The following is an 18,118-nucleotide window of genomic DNA, read 5'->3' as shown; positions in this document are numbered from 1 at the left end:
ATAGCCCATGGAACGGAAATTTCAAGTGGTCCTTGCGACATGCCACAGGAGGCTTCATGGACCTATTCGACAGGCTTCGGGAACAGGCCGAAAGCGTGCGCCTGCCGCTCTTCGCGGTCACTGTCAGCGCCCCTGCGCAGGCTAATACGCCGCTCATCGCGATTCTCCACTGGCACGGTTTCCGGCGCGCAACGCCGCTCGTGCTGCCCGGCGTGGAGATACCGGCGCGGCCAGTCCCCGGCACCGCCATCCAGATCGATACGCCCTGGCAGAGCGTCGAAGCCGTCGACGCCATGCTGCTCGACGCGGCCTGGCGGTTCGGTGCCTGGGAGGTCGAGCGCATCGAGCGGCGCGGCTGCAATGCGATCGGCGCCGGCGCTGCCGAAGCGCTCGCCTGCCGTCAGGCCTTTGGCGACTACGGAAACGACCTGCCGCGCGACGAAGCACTGATTGACGGTGCGAATGATCGCGATGGCCTGATGCGACTGGCCGCGAGACGCGGCTACCTGCGGTGGCTCTTCCGACCGGTGAAGGGTGGCGTGTGGCGGGCGCTTGACGAAGCCGACGACACCCTGGATGCGGACGGCGGTCGGCAGCCGCCCTGCCCTGTGACGCCGCAGCCGCGCAGTTCGCGCAAGCGCGCTCTCGCACGTACGGTCTACCGTCTCGGGACCGTCCGCCGTATCCTGCTGCCTCTTTGAAATATTTCGTTACATTTGCGATTCGCGCCGCCTCTTGAACCTTGAATGCGGCGCCTCTATTTCGCTTTCCGCCAGACATTGGCACGGCTGCACCGCAGCGCTCTGCGCGCCGCGGCGCCTCGCAGCCGGATTCCCTTATTGGTGATCCTTTAATCGCTCAGGAGATGGAAATGCAGATTCGTCCCCTCTACGACCGGGTTATCGTCAAGCGAATCGAAACGCAGCGGACGACGGCCTCGGGCATCGTGATTCCCGACTCAGCGGCAGAAAAACCGGAACAAGGCGAAGTCGTCGCAACCGGCAGTGGCCGGCTGCTGCAGGACGGAACGCTACGCGCGCTCCAACTGAAAGTGGGTGACCAGGTTCTCTTCGGAAAGTACGCAGGCCAGACCGTCAAGGTCGATGGTGAGGAACTGCTCGTCATGCGCGAGGAAGACGTCATGGGCGTCCTCGAGGCCGACGCGGGCGCGGCCCGCAAGGCAGCCTGATCTCATCCCGGTCGCGAACGCCGAACCGGCCGTTCGCGACGTGGCGAGTCAACGACTACTACCCGGAGCAAGAACATGAGCGCAAAAGACGTCAGGTTCCATGACAGCGCACGCGAGCGCATTGTCAAAGGTGTCAACGTGCTGGCCGATGCCGTGAAGGTCACCCTGGGCCCCAAAGGCCGCAATGTGCTGATCGAGCGCAGTTTCGGAGCGCCGACCATTACCAAGGATGGCGTGTCGGTCGCGAAGGAAATCGAGTTGAAGGATCGCTTCGAGAACATGGGTGCGCAGGTGGTCAAGCAGGTCGCATCGAAGACCGCCGACGTGGCGGGGGACGGCACCACCACAGCCACCGTGCTTGCCCAGGCGATCGTGCAGGAAGGCATGAAACACGTCGCAGCCGGCATGAACCCCATGGATCTCAAGCGCGGCATCGACAAGGCCGTGGCTGCCGTGATCGATGAACTGCGCACGCTTTCGAAGCCGATCTCCACCGGCCGCGAAATTGCCCAGGTCGCTTCGATATCGGCCAACTCCGACGAGGCGATCGGCAAGATTATCGCCGATGCCATGGAGCGCGTCGGCAAGGAAGGCGTGATCACGGTCGAGGACGGAAAGTCGCTAGAGAACGAGCTCGATGTGGTCGAGGGCATGCAGTTCGACCGCGGCTACGTGAGCCCCTATTTCATCAACGATCCGGACAAGCAGGCCGCGTATCTCGACGACGCGCTGATCCTGCTGCACGACAAAAAGATCTCGAATATCCGGGACCTGCTCCCGGTCCTCGAAGCGACGTCCAAGGCAGGCAAGCCCCTGCTGATCGTCGCGGAAGACATTGACGGTGAAGCACTGGCCACGCTGGTGGTCAATGCCATGCGGGGCATCCTGAAGGTTGCCGCCGTCAAGGCGCCCGGTTTCGGCGATCGTCGCAAGGCGATGCTTGAGGACATCGCCATCCTCACGGGTGCGACCGTCATCTCGGAAGAAACCGGCAAGCAACTGCAGAAGGCAACGCTCGAGGATCTCGGGTCTGCAAAACGCGTCGAGGTCCGCAAGGACGACACGATCATCATCGACGGCGCGGGGGAGGAGAAGCGAATCCAGGAGCGCGTGCATTCGATCCGCAGGCAGATCGAGGACACGACGAGCGACTACGACCGCGAAAAGCTCCAGGAACGTGTCGCGAAGCTCGCAGGCGGCGTGGCCGTGATCAAGGTGGGCGCGGCAACCGAGGTCGAGATGAAGGAGAAAAAGGACCGCGTCGACGATGCACTGCATGCCACGCGTGCAGCCGTCGAGGAAGGCATCGTAGCGGGCGGTGGCGTGGCGCTCCTGCGCGCGCGGTCCGCCGTGGCGGCTCTCAAGGGGATCAACGGCGATCAGGATGCCGGCATCCGTATCGTGCTGCGCGCACTGGAGGCGCCGTTGCGCGTGATCGCCGCGAACGCAGGTGACGAACCTTCCGTGGTCATCGCGAGAGTCCTCGAGGGCGACGGCAACTTCGGCTACAACGCCGCTACAGGCGATTACAACGATCTGGTCGAGGAAGGAGTAGTCGATCCCACCAAGGTGACGCGCACGGCGCTGCAGAATGCGGCGTCGATCGCTGGGCTGATCCTGACGACCGACGCGACTATCGCCGAAGCGCCGAAAGATGAACAGCGCGCGCAGGCGAGCGCGCCGGAACTCGAGTACTAAGGAGGTCCGCCCTGCTGCCGTGCACCGGCCCACCAGCCCGGCCGGTGCAATTCCTTCGGCGCCGCAGGCTGTTTGCGTCACGCGGCGCCGCTTTTTGCGGTGATCACCATGAAGCTTGAACTTTGCATCGACTCGAAACCGCTGACCGTCGAAATCGACGACGTGGTGGCGGGATTACTTGCCGCGCGCCTGGACCTCCCCGCAGGCGAGGACAATCAGGACGCCCTCGCGCGTTATCTCAGTGAGAAGGGCGAGCCGTGGATACTCGACGAGGAACACATGCGCAGGCGGATCCTTCGCAGGCTGATCCTGGACATTGCTGACCCGGCGCTCGTAATCCGACATCTGATGGCTGGCGATTAACCGTGAGCAGACAGCCGAAATAATACGCTTTGCGCGCGCGACTCCATTAGCATTCCTGCATGAATTCCGACGATAAGCGAGCGCGCGGCGGCTCATCAACGAGGCTTCCTCCCGGCGTGCTCGGCTGTGACTACCTCAAGTTTTTGCAGCTGCGTATCGACGCTCGATTGCTCACGCTGAGCGAGAAGGCTCTAGACGACGACAGGCTGATGGAAGCGACGAACGCTATCCGCTGCGGTGCAATGCGCAGCGCGCGCCCGGCAATGAAGGTCTTCTTCGACGGTTGCCAGTTCTGGGTCGCCAGTCATCTGCACCGCTATCTCGCAGCCCGCCGTCTCGATGCCAGCCATCAGGAATTCTGGTGCGAGATCGAACCGGGCTGCAGTGTCAGTGCCGTGGAGTACGCCCGGAGCAAGCCCGGATTTGGCGGCGACCTGCGCCTACCGCCCACCCGAGCATTTGCTAGCAACATGGGCTAGTGCCGGGTTGCGGGACCACCGCTAAAATCTACCCGATCACCGCGACGCCATCCGCAGTCCGCAGGCCCTGGCCCTCAGGCCGTGCAGACTGGTGACCTGTGTCTTCGCGTCCCCGCTGAAATCTGAAGGCGCGGCCGGTCGCTACTCGTGCACAGGTAACACCGGCGCAGCCGAGCGAAACCTCGATTGATAACTAAAAAACATCAATCGTTCAAAAGATTGCACTTATCGTTTTATCGGTCAGGGGCCAATATTCCCGAAAGACAAAAGCGCAGCGCCGCATTTTTCGGGATTTCAGGAGACACATTGATGCACCCCTCGCCCTCTACCCTTTCGCCGGGACACTCAAAGGCTGCGGCGGTTTTCCGCGTGACGGCCGGGAATTTCCTGGAGCAATTTGACTTCTTTTTGTTCGGCTTCTACGCGACGCAAATCGCGAGCGTCTTCTTTCCGGCATCGAGCGAATTTGCCTCGCTGATGATGACGTTCGCGGTCTTCGGCGCCGGTTTTCTAATGCGCCCGCTGGGCGCGATCGTGCTCGGCGCGTACATCGACGACGTCGGCCGTCGCAAGGGCCTCATCGTCACGCTTTCCATCATGGCGAGCGGCACGATCCTGATCGCGTTCGTACCGGGCTACGCGACGATCGGCCTTCTGGCACCCGCACTGGTGCTAGTTGGACGGCTGCTGCAGGGCTTCTCGGCCGGCGCTGAACTGGGAGGCGTGTCGGTGTACCTCGCCGAGATGGCCACGCCCGGCCGCAAGGGCTTCTTCACGAGCTGGCAGTCCGCCAGCCAGCAGGTAGCAATCGTCGTGGCGGCGGGCCTGGGCTTCGCGCTCAACCAGTCGCTCACCGCCACCGCTATTGCCGCCTGGGGATGGCGAGTCCCCTTCCTCGTCGGCTGTATGATCGTGCCGTTCATTTTTATGCTGCGGCGCAACCTCGAAGAAACGCAGGAGTTCAAGGCGCGCCAGCATCGCCCCACGATGAGCGAAGTGTTCCGCACACTGGTCCAGAACTGGACGGTCGTAATCGCTGGCATGATGCTGGTGGCTATGACCACCGCGAGCTTCTATCTCATCACGGTGTACGCGCCGACTTTCGGCAAGACGGTCCTGCACCTGAGCACCGCCGATAGTTTGCTCGTGACGCTGTGTGTCGCCATCTCGAACTTCGTCTGGCTTCCGATCGGGGGAGCCCTCTCAGATAAAATCGGCCGCAGGCCGCTCCTGGTCGGGATGACGATGCTCGCCATCGCAACCGCATATCCCGCACTGTCGCTGCTCGCGCATGCGCCGAGCTTCCTTAACATGCTGCTCGCTCTTCTCTGGCTCTCGTTCATGTACGGCATCTATAACGGCGCGATGATCGTTGCACTCACTGAAGTGATGCCGGCGCAAGTACGGGTTGCGGGCTTCTCGCTCGCCTATAGCCTGGCGACGGCAGTTTTCGGGGGTTTCACGCCAGCGATTTCGACTGCGCTCATTCACATGACCGACGACAAGGCCGCACCAGGTTACTGGATGAGCTTCGCCGCAGCTTGTGCGCTTTTCGCGACGTTCGCGCTCTATCGGCGGCGCGCGGCAACGTTGACTCCCGCGCACTAATGCGCATTTCATTGCAAAGCGTCTATTACCGGCTATCTGAACGACTCTGATCATGAAAAACTGGTTTCTGAAACTGTGCGCGGCCGTGATCGTCGCAACCTCGGCTGCCGGGGCGAACGTGCAGGCCGCCGACCTGCACGTCATGAGCTCGGGCGGTTTTACCGCGGCGTACAAGCTACTCGGTCCAAAGTTCGCATCCGGGACAGGCAACTCGCTCGACACCGCGCTGGGTCCGTCGATGGGCAAATCGCCAGAAGCAATTCCCAACAGGCTCGCGCGGGGTGAACCTGCGGACGCTGTCATCATGGTGGGTTATGCACTTGACGAACTGATCAAGGAAGGCAAAGTCATCCCCGGATCGCGGGTCGAGCTGGCCGATTCGCGAATCGGCATGGTCGTGCGTGAAGGAGCGACGAAACCCGATATCAGCTCGGCAGACGGCCTGCGGCAGACGCTGCTGCATGCGAAGTCGATCGCCTACTCGGACAGCGCGAGCGGTGTTTATATTGAGCGGGAGCTATTCAATAAGCTCGGTATCGAGGATCAGGTCAAGTCGAAGGCAAAGATGATCCCGCGCATTCCAGTAGCCTCGGTAGTGGCGAACAGAGACTACGAAATCGGCTTCCAGCAGGTGAGCGAGTTGTTGCCCGTCAAGGGGGCGACCTTCGTCGGTAAGATTCCCGAGTCCCTGCAGTCGGTCACGCGTTTCGCCGCTGGCATTCCCGTCAGCGCACAGCACCCGAAGGAAGCGAAAGCTCTCCTCGACTATCTCGCTTCACCTGGCGTACAAGCAGAAGTGCAATCGACCGGGCTCGATTCCGTCCCGGCTCGTTGACGCAAGCCTTGCATCACAATGCGGTTTCCTGCGTGGCTGCTTTTTCAGGAGCGCGCAGTTCCCGAGGCATCGGTGCTCGCGGCGCCGCCTCGCTTCATTTCGACAATCGTTTTGTGAAACTCCTGCGCGGCCGGTGTGAGCGGGCGTCCTCTGCGTCTTACGATTCCAACGCGCCGCTTTACCACCGGTTCGACGAGCGGCACACTCGTGAGGATGGGATGATTGTTCCCGGGCATCGCCATCGACGGCACCGCCGCGACACCGAGGCCCGCTTCGACCAAACCCAGCATAGTCGTGACATGGCGCGTCTCGCAGACACTCGGCAAGCGCGGCGCCACCGCCGACAGCGCCTGATCGAGCAATAGCCGGTTGCCGGAAGTCTTGTCCACCGAAACATACTCATGCTCATAGAGCTCGTTCCATGTCACGCGCTTCTTGCTGGCAAGCGGATGATCACGACGGCAGGCGGCAACGAAGCGCTCCTGCAGCAGCACTTTAAACTCGACTTCGGACTCCTGGCTGCCCACAAAGCTCACCCCGAAATCAGCCTCTCCGCTGATGACGGCGGAAAGCACCTCGTTGGCGCTCACATCCAGCAACTTGACCCGAATGCGGGGAAAGCGGCGATGATAGCTCGCAATAGCGACCGGCAAAAAGTAGTAGGCCACCGAAGGTACGCAGGCGACGGTGACGTGACCCAATCTGCTCGAAGAAACATCGCGGATGCCGAGCAACGCGACATCGAGATCATCGAGCAGCTGTTCGGCGCTGCGCGCGAACACGCGGCCGACAGTGGTGAGCGTGACGCTGCGCGTGGTGCGCTCGAACAGGCGTACGCCGAGCGCTTCCTCGAGCTTGTCGATCCGCCGACTCAAAGCCGGCTGCGAGATACTCACCGCCTCGGCGGCCTTGCGGAAGCTTCCGAGCTCGACCACTGCTCTAAACGCCTGCAAGTCATTCAAATCGAAGTTGACGCCCACGGGCACTCTCCGCGTTTTCTGGATGCGGATATTTTGCACGACGCAGCTCAAAGCGCCCATTGGGAACTGCGCGCGCATGCTGGCGCAAGCGCACGACGGTCAAACTTCACAAGCCAGCTATTTATTGCGAGGTACCCTTCGCAGCAGCTTGCCGCGCGGCATGCAACCAGTATATTGGCACTACCGGTCAAGAAGAGAGGTCGATGCGATGGACTTTGATTCGGCGAGTAGAACTCGCAGCGTCGCGGCGCTGTTGACATTATCGGGAGGCTTCTTGGACGCTTTCGCATATGTCGGGCATGGTGGCGTGTTTGCCAATACGATGACGGGGAATGTCGCCCTTCTCGGCATACACATAGCGGCGGGGGACTGGGCGCGGGCGGCTCGCCATATCCCTCCATTGATCGCTTTCGTATTCGCCGTATTTGTCGTTCATCTCCTGCGCCTCGATGCCTTTGCACCTTCAGTGCGTCGTCCAGCACTCGTTTGCTTGCTTCTTGAGATTGCCTTCCTGTCCGTGGCGGCAAGCGGTCTGGTCGGTGACTCGGATTTCTGGCTTATTCCCGGCATTTCGTTCGTCGCCACCCTGCAGACTTTATCCTTCACGCATATCGAGAATCTGACCTACACGTCGGTCATGACAACAGGCAATCTGCGGCGAGCGGCAAAAAAGCTGATGGAGGCCTTTATCCCGAATTACAACAGAACTGCGCTGCATGATGCGTCACTGCTTGGGATGGCAGGTTCTTGTTTTTTCGCAGGCGCGGTTTTTGGGGGCGTGACGACGCGGATGTTGCATGACGGAGCACTGTGGCTTGCAGTACTGCTTCTCGTCGCAGCACTTGTCCAGATCGGTCGGCTAGTTCGCCGGCGCGAAGACGAGGCTGCCGCGCAGAACTACGGTAAGTGATGCGGGACGTCTTTGTGCTGAAAGCTCATCTCGCAGAACGCGCGCAACGTCACGATTCGTTGCATACCAGGAAACAATGAATTTTCGTAAGCAATTCGAAATGCACGGATAAGAAGATTGCGTTCTTCGAGACCTCCCAGGTCGTTTCTAGATAACTCGCGTCATTGTTTCTGACGTCCAAATTGGAAATTCATCATGGCGAACGCGTTCATGCCGGTTTTCACGGTCGTGTCATTCCTCCCTCTTCCCAGTGTCAGATCCGCAGAGAACACCGATCCTTTGGTGCGTTTGCAGGCGCGCGAAGCCATCGTTCAACTGCAGCAAGCGGACTACGAACGCATCGATGGCTATTCGCGCAGTCCTGCGGACATCCACGTGACTTTGGCGGGCTTGGCGGCTCGACAGCAGGCTTTCAGCAGAGCCGGCGTTGTGAAATTCGATTCATCGGTTTCCGGCGCAACGACCGCGTCACGCCTGGCCTCGTATAGTTCGATTTATCACGAAAATTGACAGGACGTCGAAGCGCGCTATAGGCACACCTCTCTTCCCTCCGGTCACGTCTTGCGTGACGCGACGCGAGTGTAGAACATCGGACAGGTTTGTGTTTTCGTCAGCGGCATCGGTACGCAAGGACCTGGCTATACTTCGCGTTCCTAAGTAGATTCCGAGCGCGAAGCGGAGCTTATTCATCGCAGCCGCCATCATTATCCCAACAGGTATCGTCGCACTCGCCGGTTGCGCTGCCACGCCGATGGCCCCCACCGTGATGGCGCTGCCCAGCACCGGCAAGTCGCTCGAACAATTCCGCAGTCATGACGCGATGTGTCAGCAATTCGCATCCGGGCAGCCAGGGGGCGCCAACACCCAGTCGGCCTCAGCAAGCACTGCGCTCGGCGGTACTGCCGTCGGCACCGCGCTTGGCGCCGCCGCCGGTGCCGCGTTCAACGGCCGCCATGGCGCGGCAGTCGGTGCTTGCTTGCTGGCAGCATGATCGGCGCCGGCATAGCACAACGCGCCGCCACCACCCTTCAAACTCGCTTATGACCAGGCGTACGTTCAATGCATGTACGCCAATGGCGAGCGTGTGCCAATGCCCGGCGGGGCCGCCGCCTTGGGCGGCAACCCGATCCCCCCGGCGATGTGATCGATTGCGATTTCGTATCGCATGGGTCGCACATCATCGAAATCGCTGCGGCACCTTTCACCCCTAGGCACCTGATGCTCGCCGCGCTTTGTACGACGAATACCCGAGAATCGCATCCATTTCCCTGACGACATTTGCGACGATCGTCCCGGCCGGCAGCACCTCGCGGATCAACGCCGCGGACTCGCCGGCGATCACGGCAGCCAGGTCGTACTGCCGTGTGGCGCGCGCCTCCATATAGCGCGGATGCTCGACGTGCAACTGCTGCAACAGCTCGCGCTCGCGTCCGGCCCATTTCTCCGAAAACGCGTTGCGTAACACGCGCCCGGTGTACGGTGCTGGCCAGACGTTGTTGCGCGCCATGTCGAACAGGATGCCAGCCTTGCACCAATCCTGGAGCAGGATGGGCCGCACTGGAAACAAATTGTTTGGTAGCAGCAATCTCACGACCAGGTAGCCCGTAGGCCGGGCGGCCGCGCACTTTCATGGTATTGCGGCATTCGTGGCTATCAATCATGCTAGCCAGAAATTCCCAGCGTCAGTTCTGGAAGCGCGCACACGGCCACGACGTCCACCGCAGGAGGTGATGTCATGAAGATGAAAGCGTTCTTGCTCGGTCTCTTGCTTTTCTCGGGCTTGCCCGGCACCGCATCATTTGCTCAATCGTCTCCTCCCCCATCCGCGCAGGCGAGACAGGTCGAAGCGCTAGTCAACAAAGCCGCCGCGTTGATCGACAGTAAAGGTAAAGCAGCTTTTTCCGAGTTCAGAGTAAAGGACTCGGAGTGGTTGCACGGTGACACATACGTGTTCGTATACGACCTTGAGTCGAATGTCTTGTTGAATACGGGCATCCCAGCGCGCGAGGGGACGAATGTCAGCGGTCAGAAAGATGTCAATGGCAAGTTGTTTCACGACGCCATGATTCAGACGGCTAAGACCAGTGGATCGGGATGGGTCGACTACATGTCCGCGAAACCTGGACAGACCCAGCCATCGCAGAAATGGACCTACGTGAAGGCCGTGACGATCGATGGAGTTCCTGGTCTGGTGGGTTCGGGATTCTATCCCTGATAGAGGTCTGAACCTGGTGTGCGAGTGCACACATGCACTCCGACCGCAATGATCGGCCTGATGGCGTCAGGTCCGCTCCCTGCCTGCCGGCGCCGGTGCGGAAAGGACGATATCCAGAAGCAGGGGCGGCTGCAACGGCTTCACGAAATGGCGTTCAAAGCCTGCGGCGCGGCTGCGTTCGCGGTCGCCGTCCTGCCCGTAGCCGGTCAGCGCCACATATGTGCGCGACCGGGAGTCGAGTAGCGTGCGCAACTGTCTGCAAAGTTCGTAGCCGTCCATGCCCGGAAGGCCTATATCGAGCACAACAACGTCTGGATCGAACGACGCGGCGCATTGCAGCGCTGCGACTGGATCATGCAGCGCCTCGACAACATGACCATGGATGCGGAGCCACTCCGCGAGCGCAATGGCAGCGTCTGCATTATCGTCTACCACGAGTACGCGCCGTCCCGCAGCTACCGTGACGGCCGCCGTACCGGCCTTCGCATCGGCAGGCAACCGTTCGACGTTGCCGCGCGGCAACTCGACGGTAAACTCGCTGCCGCGCCCAGGCCCGTCACTGGTCGCGCGCACCGAGCCACCATGCAGCTCGACTAGGTTTTTCGCCAGCGCCAGACCGAGACCCAGCCCTCCTGCGCCGCGTCCGTCGGCTTCTTTGCCGCGATAGAACGGTAAAAAGATCTGCGCGAGCGAGTCCCGCCCGATGCCCATGCCGTTATCGCGAACGCGGATCTGGACTCGTTGCCCGACACATGTGGCGCGCACGCTTATTTCGCCCGGCGCATCGGTATAACGCGCCGCGTTCGTGAGCAGATTGCTGATGACCTGCGCGAGGCGCACCGGGTCTGCTTCGCAGGTAATGCCGCTGCCGGTGTCCACCTCGAGCCGGTGTCCACGTTGCTCAAACAGCGGACTTGCCATTTCAACTGCTTTCGTGATTACCTCGCGCAGATTGACGGCTTCCTTTTTCAGCTCCACGTCGCCGCGGGTGATGCGGGAGACATCCAGCAGGTCGTCAACCAGACGGACGAGGTGCTCGACCTGGCGCTCGAGGATCGACTGCTCGCGAGACGACGCCGTTTCTCCGTGCAGCCGCATCAGTTGCAGCGCGGTGACGATCGGCGCCAGCGGGTTGCGCAGTTCGTGACCAAGCATGGCAAGGAATTCGTCCTTGACGCGACTTGCCTGCTCGAGATCTGCGACCAGCGTGGCCCGTTCCGCGTGCAGTCGTTCCAGGCGTTCACGCGCACGCACATGCTCCGTAACGTCAACGGCCGTCAGGATCAGGCTGTCGACCGCCTGGCCGCTTTCCGGATGCAGCGGCTTGACGTGCACGGTGAAGACGCGCCCTGCGCCAGCGGCGCCGTGACGGCGGTGCTCGTCGATGACGACCGGCTCGCCGCGCTCGAACGCGCGTCGCAATGCCTGCGCGACCTCATGATCCCCGGGAAACATGTCGGCGTAGCGGCAACCAACGAGATTGTCGCGACTGGCCAGCGACGTGTAGGCGAGGTTCGCGAGCCGGAAGCGGTGGTCCGGGCCGGTGAGCAGCGCGGTGGCGACCGGTGAATTCATCAGCATGTCGTCGCGCTGGCGCTCGGCGCGTTCCCGGCGCAGTATTTCCGCCTCCAGGGCGCCCGCCTTTTGCCGCCACAGCGCAGCGTGCCGGAATGCCTCCGCGGGCGACGCGGCCGTGAAAATGTCGTCCGGCAGCACGCGCGCATGGGCGTCGCAGATGTGCCGGAAAACCGCAGTTTCGTCGCCAGTCGGAAAGAGGCGTTGCGGGTAGGCGCACATCAGCGAGAAGCGGTACCGGGCACCCAGCCCGTTCCACAGGTGTTCGAGCCGCAGGGCCGCGTCATGCCGGCCCTGCGCGGATAACAGCGCGACCATCTCGCCAAACGCGTGCACGGGTCCGCCCCGTCGCGCAGCGCGGGCGACGAGGGTACCTACGGTCGAATCGAACAGACGCTCGTCCGGCCAACCGTCAACGCACAGACCTGCAAGCGTCGTCTGCGCATCCAGCATGAAGAGTGTCGACTCGGGCGCGGCGGGATCGGCGCAGTCGCTGTGGCGGCTCAGGCGCGTGCGCAGCGCGGCGAGATGCGGCTGCGTTGCAATCAGGATCGCGCTGCCGCCCGCGGCCAGCCCTTCTTCCACGAATTCCGCGACCCGCCGGATCAGCGGCGCCTCGTTTTCATAAAAGTGCACGAAGTGGCCGGCATTGCTGCTTGACCCTGCCGTCAACACATCGGTAGTTTTCATCGATAACACCGGAGGTATGGATCGCCTGCGCGTTGCGCGCCGGAGTGCACGGCCGCCGGGAAAGGTGGCACTCGCGCGAGCAACGTCAGGATGAGCAAAATACGTTCCCGGCAAGCGCCCGAAAAGCTGACGCCAGCGGAAGGTGCCGGGTTGAGCAGGAATGGATCCGTTGAAAAAGCGCGTCTTCGTCTGTACCGATTACTGCGATGTCGGGCACCCGCATCCAGACTGTGCCCCGCTCTTGCGACACGCTCACGCGAAACAGCGAACGGTCCCGTTGAAATGAATATGAATCCGGTGGCATCGAACTGGCCCGGCTTGCGAGAAGGCGAGGGCCACGCGGCGGGCGAGACAACGGCAAATCAGGACCGGCCCACGACGACACGCGCCCGTCGGCACGCCAGATGCGGACAACGCGTCAACGCCAGTCCGCCGGGGCTTACTGCCATCCCGACGGGCCGCGAATCAAACCCGACGGAGCATCCATGGCCAACGTGCTGCTGGTTGACGACGACCCGGAAAACCTCTGGCCGCTTGCGCTTGCCATGGAAAGTCGCGGTCACAGGGTGACCAGTGTAGCCGATGGCCGCGCAGCCCTCGATCTCATGCGGCGCGAACCCGTACAGTGTCTCATTACCGACTACGAGATGCCGGGCATCGACGGCGTTGCACTCTGCCAGATGGTGCGTGCCTCGCCCGCATTCGCCGGGTTGCCCATCGTGCTGCTCTCTGCTGCGCCGGAGCCTGACGTCGGCCCCCGGTGCTGGTCCCTGTTCCTGCGAAAGCCCGTACCGGTGGGGGAACTGATCGACGCCGTGGATGCGTATGTCGCCGCACGTCTGGCGAGTCCCCCGCTCCCCTGCGCCATCCATCATGCGGCAGGCAGATTCCAGCACCTGGCGCCGGCGAGATGGGCCCCGGTAAACATGGCCTGCGGGCCGTAACTAAACGTCTCGCGCGCCGTGGGTCCCTGACCTGCTCCACAGGAAGCATCCTCGCGGTGCGCTCATCCGATGCCCGACAGTAGTGCTCAGGTATAGCCAATCCTGCTGCCGACCATTCGGCGTCGGGGCAACCAACCCGCCAGGCCGGCGGCGGTGCGGCGAAGGATGGCGGCGGAACCCGGCGGGGCACTCTTCGGCCCTACCGTCATTTCATGAGGCGAGGAGGCGTCTAAGCTGCCCGATATCCACCGGCTTGCCCAGATGCGCATCGAAGCCGGCGTGCGTGGCGGCAGTCCGGTCGTGGCTCGAAACGTGCCCCGTGAGCGCGACCAGCTTCAGACGAGGCCGGTCAGCAAACGACCTGATGCGCGTGGCGAGTTCGTAGCCGTCCATCCCGGGCATTCCGATGTCGATGAGCGCGAGGTCCGGTCGCCAGCTTTCAAGAATTTTCAGTGCGTCGGGTCCGTCCGCGGCCACGCGGACTTCGTGGCCTTCGAGTTCGAGCAGGCCACCCAAGGCAAAGCGGGCGTCCGCGTTGTCGTCCACGAGCAGGATACGACGCGCCATCTGCTGAGCGGCTGCGGGCCCCTGCGCCACGGTGCCGACGGCGCCGCCCGGACGCACTGGAACCGTCAGGCGCGCTTCGGTTCCCTGCCCGACGCCTTTGCTGATGATTTCGACCGCCCCGCCATGCAGTTCTGCGAAGCGCTGGGCCAATGCCAGCCCGATGCCGAGACCGCCATCTTTCCCGCCGTCATGCGTGCGCGCGAATTGCGCAAAAGGTTCGAAGATATGCGGCAAGGACGCCGGCGAAATGCCAATTCCGTTATCGCGAACCACGATTGCGACGTGGGGTTCGCCATTGCGGACGAGATGTTCGACACTGACAGCGATATTTCCCCCCGGCAGCGTGTAGCGCACCGCATTCGACAGCAGGTTCGCGATGATCTGCGTGAGCCGAACCGGGTCGGCACACAGTCGCAGATTCTCCGGGGGGACTTTCAGCGACAGCGTATGGTGCCGCTCGAGGCGTCGCTCCTCCACGGCGGCGAGCGCGTCGGCAAGCACCTCGCTCAGGGAGGTCTCGACGGGCGCGATGCTGAGCTTGTTGTGATCCAGCCGGCTTGCGTCCTGCAGTTCATCCATTAACGTCCTGAGGTGCCGTATCTGCCGTTGGGCGACCGCCAGGTACGCGCTGAGCGGCTCCCTGCCTTCGCTGACAACCTGCATCGCGTCGATTGCATTCTCGAGCGGCCCAAGCGGATTGCGAAACTCATGCGCGAGGACGGCGATGACCTCGGAGTAGCGCTGCGTCTCGCGGCGACTGTGCTCACGCGCCCGCACGAGTTCGAGCACGCCGCTGGCGACGGATGCCAGGTCCGTCAGCACGCGCTGGTCTTCCCGGGTAAACCGGCAGTTCTCTTCGAGCGAGGCCACCCACATCGCCCCCAGCCGCCGACCGCCGGACACAATCGGAAGGATCAGTGCTTCGTGCACGCCGCCGCATGCGCTCGCAAGTGCGGGAAAGTCAGTGGCAAGGGCCGTGAACAATAGCGGCTCGCCGGCCTCGATCACGACAGCACAGGGGCACTCGCGCCACGGCGTCGTCAGTCCGCTCAGATGCGCGAGCCTGCCGGCGACCGTGTGCCACCGGAAGACATTTTCGTCTCCGGCACGCTCCAGCAGACTGATGCCCGCGGTTTGCGCGCAGCACAGGTCCATTGCGAAATCGGCCGTTTTCTGCAGAAGGGCATCGCGCGAGTGGGCCGGCGCGCTCGCCAGCGCGAGCAGGGCCCGACATTCGCGCTCATAATCCGGCTTTCTCGCCGACCGGGCGGTGACGTCACCGAGTGAGATACCGCCGAACCGTGCTGGCATGGATAATCCGTCCTCGCTCTGGTCATACCAATGCAGATGGAACTGGTGCGCGCACACCACTAGAGAATAGCCTGTTCCGTGCGGCGGCGGCCACGCAACTGCGCCGCAGCCGTCGTTGCTGCGGACATGGTCAACTCCGGCCACCCGCCATCATGCAAAAAGGCATCTACGAGTCGGGACTGATCGACGCCTTGCACGGCGCCTGCGCCCTGCTGGCGCACATCCTGTGGTCAACCGGTCACCACGGGCCGCGGTGCCGCCTCGCCATCGCGCGTATCGAGACGTTCATACTCGGCAATGAGTTGTGCACCGAACAGCATCAGCGTCGCGAGGGTTTCGAGGCTGAAAAGCACGACGATCGCCGTCGTCAGCGTCCCGTAGACGACGCTCACCTCGGAGAGCGTCGCGAAATACCAGACCAGCACGCGTCGCGTGATCTCCCAGAGCACGCCAGCGGCGAGCGCGCCGACGAATGCATGACGCAGCGTCGTGCGCCCGGCCGGTATCACCAGATAAATCGCTGTCAATACCAGAATCTCACCCGCGAAACCGCACAGATACAGCACGACCCGGGTCGCGCCTGTCAGCGGCACGGCATGACCGAGCAGCATGATGCTGTCGCTTGCTACGGCATGCAGGCCGCTGGAGACGAGCGTCACCACCAGCACGCCGATACCCAGAGACAGGCTGAACAGATAAGGCACGATTGCCGACAGCAGGAAGTGTCTGCGCCGGATCGCGACCCGATGTACGAAAATGATTGAAAGCGCGTTCTCGAGGACCGTGAATGCAAGCGAGCTGAAAAAGATCATCGTGACAACGAGAAACCATCCAATCACGGAGCGATGAGCGAGAAAGCTCGCAAGCTCCCCCACAATCGCTTTCGACTGCCCCGGTACGAGCCATTCGAGCAAACGGCCAAGGGTATCGAGCAGCAGCTGCTCCCCAACGAAATGACTAAACGCGATCGCGACGAGTATCAGAAGCGGCACGATAGACAGCAACGCGTAGTACGCGATCGCACCCGCGAGCAGCAACCCCTGGTTCTTGCGGAACGCCATGCACACCTGGAAGATGAACCGGAGGGGATGCCGGGTCACAACGCGCAAGGCGCGCCCGCGTGGATGATCGGTGTTGCTCACGTGAAGCTATCCTGTTTCGTCCGCTTGAGCAGCGTTGGCCTTGCGCCCGGCGCGAGGCCAACGCCCACGGACATGCTGCTTGCTCGCGGCGAGCCGCTTTACCATCTCAAGCTCACCCGGGTGCTTCGGGCTGCCTCCCGTTGACCCGGGACGTCACAGCTCCCGGCCACCGGCGCGAAGTATCGGTGCTCGATGATTCGCAGCCCTCCCACTCCCCGTCAGCAATCATCGGACCTGCGCGCGAAATGCCGCTTTGCGCACACGAAGGTTTGCGCTCCCATGTCCCAGTCCCGCAAAGCATCGCTACCTGGCGGCAAGAAACGGGGCTCAGCCGCAAGCAGCACCGCCGACGCGGCTCCCGCTGTGCAGGCCTTCGCAGGAGCGCAACGTCCACTGACAGCGCAAGGGCGCCGAGCCGCTTCTGTTCATCGCTCTATCGTCGTACGGGCTTGCGGCGGCGGGGATGGGTCCGGCGGTGTTCCACCGCCGCCTGCGGGGGCGATCGGCTTTCGGCGCGGCGTGCCGTCGGGGTGAAGCGCCCGCAGAAACGTTTCCCCTTTTCCGGTCAGGTACGCGCGTCGTGCGCCGGCGGCGCAGTGTTCGAGCATCACCATCTGGCGTTCAAGCAGCGCCTCAAGCTCGGCTCGGTTCATGTCGAGCTGGTCCGGTGCCTGGCGAACCAGCATCAGGGTCGCAAATTCGTGTGGACTGAGCATTGCCGTCTCCCGTAAAAGCTGAAACGGTGAAGAAAAAAGATACGTGGTGCAGAGCGCCTTCGGGCCGCGCCGCGATTGCGCGGCGCACCGTCATGCGACCAGCCCCGCCTGGGCTGTCTCTGCGAAACGGCCCGAACTGATGGCGCGTATCGCGTACTCCGTCGTTTGCCGGTGTGCCTCCTCCGCGCTTGCCCAGTGCTGGGCGTAGCGCGGCAGGTGCCACTTCGCGATCACGTCCTCGCCGCACCGGATGCGGACCAGGGCCATGTAGCTGTCCGGAACGCTCCCCGGCAGCGCGCAGTGCCATACGGGAAACGCGCGCGTCTCGATCGTGAAGCCCCTCCAGGTCTTGCTTGCTTCGTTGTCCATGGCTGCCTCCACGTGCCAGGCGACGCGGCACCGGAGTTGCGGGCCGCGCCGCCTGGTTTGAGCCGGTTTTACGCATATGTCTAACCCACGCTTACCTCGATACGCCGTGGCTTTGCCTCCTCGCGACGCGGAATGGTGAGTTTCAGGACGCCATCGCGTAGCTGCGCATCGATGCGCGAAACGTCAAAGTCCGGACTGAGCGTGAACGCCCGCCAGAAGTGCGGGTTCCGCACTTCGCCGTGCTGCAGCCGTAACCCGGGCGGAGTCGGGATCACCGCTTCGGCGTCGATGTTCAGACTTCCGTCCTGGACGTGCACCTCGAGCTTGTCCCGCGGAACGCCGGGCAGATCGGCGTACAGCGTGATGCCACGGCTGTCTTCGAACACGTCGACCGCAGGCGCGATCCGGGTGAACTGCTTCGCCAGGTCGCCGCCCTGACGGGAGGTAACCTCCGTTCCCGCACGACGGGAGGCCAGTTCCGTGCTGTCGTTCATGATGTTCTCCTTGCTTCCCATGATTTGCTCAAC

At 62.6% G+C, this 18,118-nt stretch carries 20 protein-coding genes; 12 read left to right on the top strand and 8 right to left on the bottom strand.

The genetic code is table 11. The features are described from left to right. The first annotated feature begins 56 nt into the window (after positions 1 to 56). From M3I53_RS32260 to M3I53_RS32230, 7 genes are all read left to right on the top strand, one after another. Positions 57 to 701, top strand: coding sequence for a diguanylate cyclase (locus M3I53_RS32260; RefSeq protein WP_254319874.1), 645 nt, complete (start codon positions 57 to 59; stop codon positions 699 to 701). Between the two features lie 170 nt (positions 702 to 871). Beyond that, positions 872 to 1,189: a co-chaperone GroES gene (gene groES, locus M3I53_RS32255; RefSeq protein ID WP_254319897.1), complete on the top strand. Its 318-nt coding sequence runs from the start codon at positions 872 to 874 to the stop codon at positions 1,187 to 1,189. Positions 1,190 to 1,264: 75 nt separating this feature from the next. Further along, positions 1,265 to 2,887, top strand: coding sequence for a chaperonin GroEL (gene groL / locus M3I53_RS32250; RefSeq protein WP_254319873.1), 1,623 nt, complete (start codon positions 1,265 to 1,267; stop codon positions 2,885 to 2,887). 108 nt (positions 2,888 to 2,995) lie between these two features. After that, positions 2,996 to 3,250 (top strand): hypothetical protein, encoded by a 255-nt coding sequence (locus M3I53_RS32245; RefSeq protein ID WP_254319872.1) that lies wholly within the window; start codon positions 2,996 to 2,998, stop codon positions 3,248 to 3,250. Positions 3,251 to 3,309: 59 nt separating this feature from the next. Further along, complete coding sequence (locus M3I53_RS32240; protein WP_254319871.1) at positions 3,310 to 3,729, top strand: hypothetical protein; 420 nt, start codon at positions 3,310 to 3,312, stop codon at positions 3,727 to 3,729. A 309-nt stretch (positions 3,730 to 4,038) separates the two neighbouring features. Further along, positions 4,039 to 5,337, top strand: coding sequence for an MFS transporter (locus M3I53_RS32235; protein ID WP_254319870.1), 1,299 nt, complete (start codon positions 4,039 to 4,041; stop codon positions 5,335 to 5,337). A gap of 52 nt (positions 5,338 to 5,389) precedes the next feature. After that, positions 5,390 to 6,172, top strand: a complete 783-nt coding sequence (locus tag M3I53_RS32230) for a substrate-binding domain-containing protein (protein ID WP_254319869.1) — start codon at positions 5,390 to 5,392, stop codon at positions 6,170 to 6,172. A 44-nt stretch (positions 6,173 to 6,216) separates the two neighbouring features. On the opposite strand, the gene M3I53_RS32225 is transcribed toward M3I53_RS32230, so the two are convergent. Beyond that, positions 6,217 to 7,152, bottom strand: coding sequence for a LysR family transcriptional regulator (locus M3I53_RS32225; protein ID WP_254319868.1), 936 nt, complete (start codon positions 7,150 to 7,152; stop codon positions 6,217 to 6,219). A 208-nt stretch (positions 7,153 to 7,360) separates the two neighbouring features. Between M3I53_RS32225 and M3I53_RS32220 the strand changes: the two genes are divergently transcribed. The 3 genes from M3I53_RS32220 to M3I53_RS32210 all read left to right on the top strand — a co-directional run bounded on the left by M3I53_RS32220 (position 7,361) and on the right by M3I53_RS32210 (position 9,053). Continuing rightward, positions 7,361 to 8,062 carry a YoaK family protein gene (locus M3I53_RS32220; protein WP_254319896.1) on the top strand — a complete coding sequence of 234 codons (702 nt, stop codon included), beginning with the start codon at positions 7,361 to 7,363 and terminating at the stop codon, positions 8,060 to 8,062. A gap of 195 nt (positions 8,063 to 8,257) precedes the next feature. Further along, a complete protein-coding gene (locus tag M3I53_RS32215) occupies positions 8,258 to 8,572 on the top strand; it encodes a hypothetical protein (protein WP_254319867.1) in 315 nt (104 codons plus the stop codon). Positions 8,573 to 8,825: 253 nt separating this feature from the next. Next, positions 8,826 to 9,053, top strand: coding sequence for a hypothetical protein (locus tag M3I53_RS32210; RefSeq protein ID WP_254319866.1), 228 nt, complete (start codon positions 8,826 to 8,828; stop codon positions 9,051 to 9,053). 216 nt (positions 9,054 to 9,269) lie between these two features. On the opposite strand, the gene M3I53_RS32205 is transcribed toward M3I53_RS32210, so the two are convergent. Beyond that, positions 9,270 to 9,620 (bottom strand): hypothetical protein, encoded by a 351-nt coding sequence (locus M3I53_RS32205; protein ID WP_254319865.1) that lies wholly within the window; start codon positions 9,618 to 9,620, stop codon positions 9,270 to 9,272. Positions 9,621 to 9,797: 177 nt separating this feature from the next. Between M3I53_RS32205 and M3I53_RS32200 the strand changes: the two genes are divergently transcribed. Continuing rightward, on the top strand, positions 9,798 to 10,277 hold the full coding sequence (locus M3I53_RS32200) for a cache domain-containing protein (protein ID WP_254319864.1): 480 nt from the start codon (positions 9,798 to 9,800) through the stop codon (positions 10,275 to 10,277). A gap of 66 nt (positions 10,278 to 10,343) precedes the next feature. Here M3I53_RS32200 and M3I53_RS32195 read toward each other — a convergent pair whose 3' ends face one another. Beyond that, complete coding sequence (locus M3I53_RS32195) at positions 10,344 to 12,542, bottom strand: ATP-binding protein (protein ID WP_254319863.1); 2,199 nt, start codon at positions 12,540 to 12,542, stop codon at positions 10,344 to 10,346. Between the two features lie 485 nt (positions 12,543 to 13,027). Between M3I53_RS32195 and M3I53_RS32190 the strand changes: the two genes are divergently transcribed. Next, positions 13,028 to 13,486, top strand: coding sequence for a PleD family two-component system response regulator (locus M3I53_RS32190; protein ID WP_254319862.1), 459 nt, complete (start codon positions 13,028 to 13,030; stop codon positions 13,484 to 13,486). A 210-nt stretch (positions 13,487 to 13,696) separates the two neighbouring features. On the opposite strand, the gene M3I53_RS32185 is transcribed toward M3I53_RS32190, so the two are convergent. The 5 genes from M3I53_RS32185 to M3I53_RS32165 form a co-directional block, all read right to left on the bottom strand. Then, positions 13,697 to 15,364 carry an ATP-binding protein gene (locus M3I53_RS32185; RefSeq protein ID WP_254319861.1) on the bottom strand — a complete coding sequence of 556 codons (1,668 nt, stop codon included), beginning with the start codon at positions 15,362 to 15,364 and terminating at the stop codon, positions 13,697 to 13,699. Positions 15,365 to 15,594: 230 nt separating this feature from the next. Then, positions 15,595 to 16,506: a YihY/virulence factor BrkB family protein gene (locus M3I53_RS32180; protein ID WP_375542614.1), complete on the bottom strand. Its 912-nt coding sequence runs from the start codon at positions 16,504 to 16,506 to the stop codon at positions 15,595 to 15,597. A 425-nt stretch (positions 16,507 to 16,931) separates the two neighbouring features. Continuing rightward, positions 16,932 to 17,222 (bottom strand): hypothetical protein, encoded by a 291-nt coding sequence (locus tag M3I53_RS32175; protein ID WP_254319860.1) that lies wholly within the window; start codon positions 17,220 to 17,222, stop codon positions 16,932 to 16,934. Positions 17,223 to 17,312: 90 nt separating this feature from the next. Continuing rightward, positions 17,313 to 17,591 (bottom strand): hypothetical protein, encoded by a 279-nt coding sequence (locus M3I53_RS32170; protein ID WP_254319859.1) that lies wholly within the window; start codon positions 17,589 to 17,591, stop codon positions 17,313 to 17,315. 80 nt (positions 17,592 to 17,671) lie between these two features. Then, entirely contained in the window at positions 17,672 to 18,085 is a 414-nt protein-coding gene (locus tag M3I53_RS32165; protein ID WP_254319858.1) for an Hsp20/alpha crystallin family protein, read from the bottom strand. Positions 18,086 to 18,118 lie beyond the last annotated feature (33 nt).

Origin of the sequence: Paraburkholderia sp. CNPSo 3272, from assembly GCF_024206495.1 — a bacterium.
GTDB lineage: Bacteria > Pseudomonadota > Gammaproteobacteria > Burkholderiales > Burkholderiaceae > Paraburkholderia.
The sequence above is the reverse complement of the archived record's forward strand: the minus strand, read 5'-3'. Positions and strand labels throughout refer to the sequence as shown.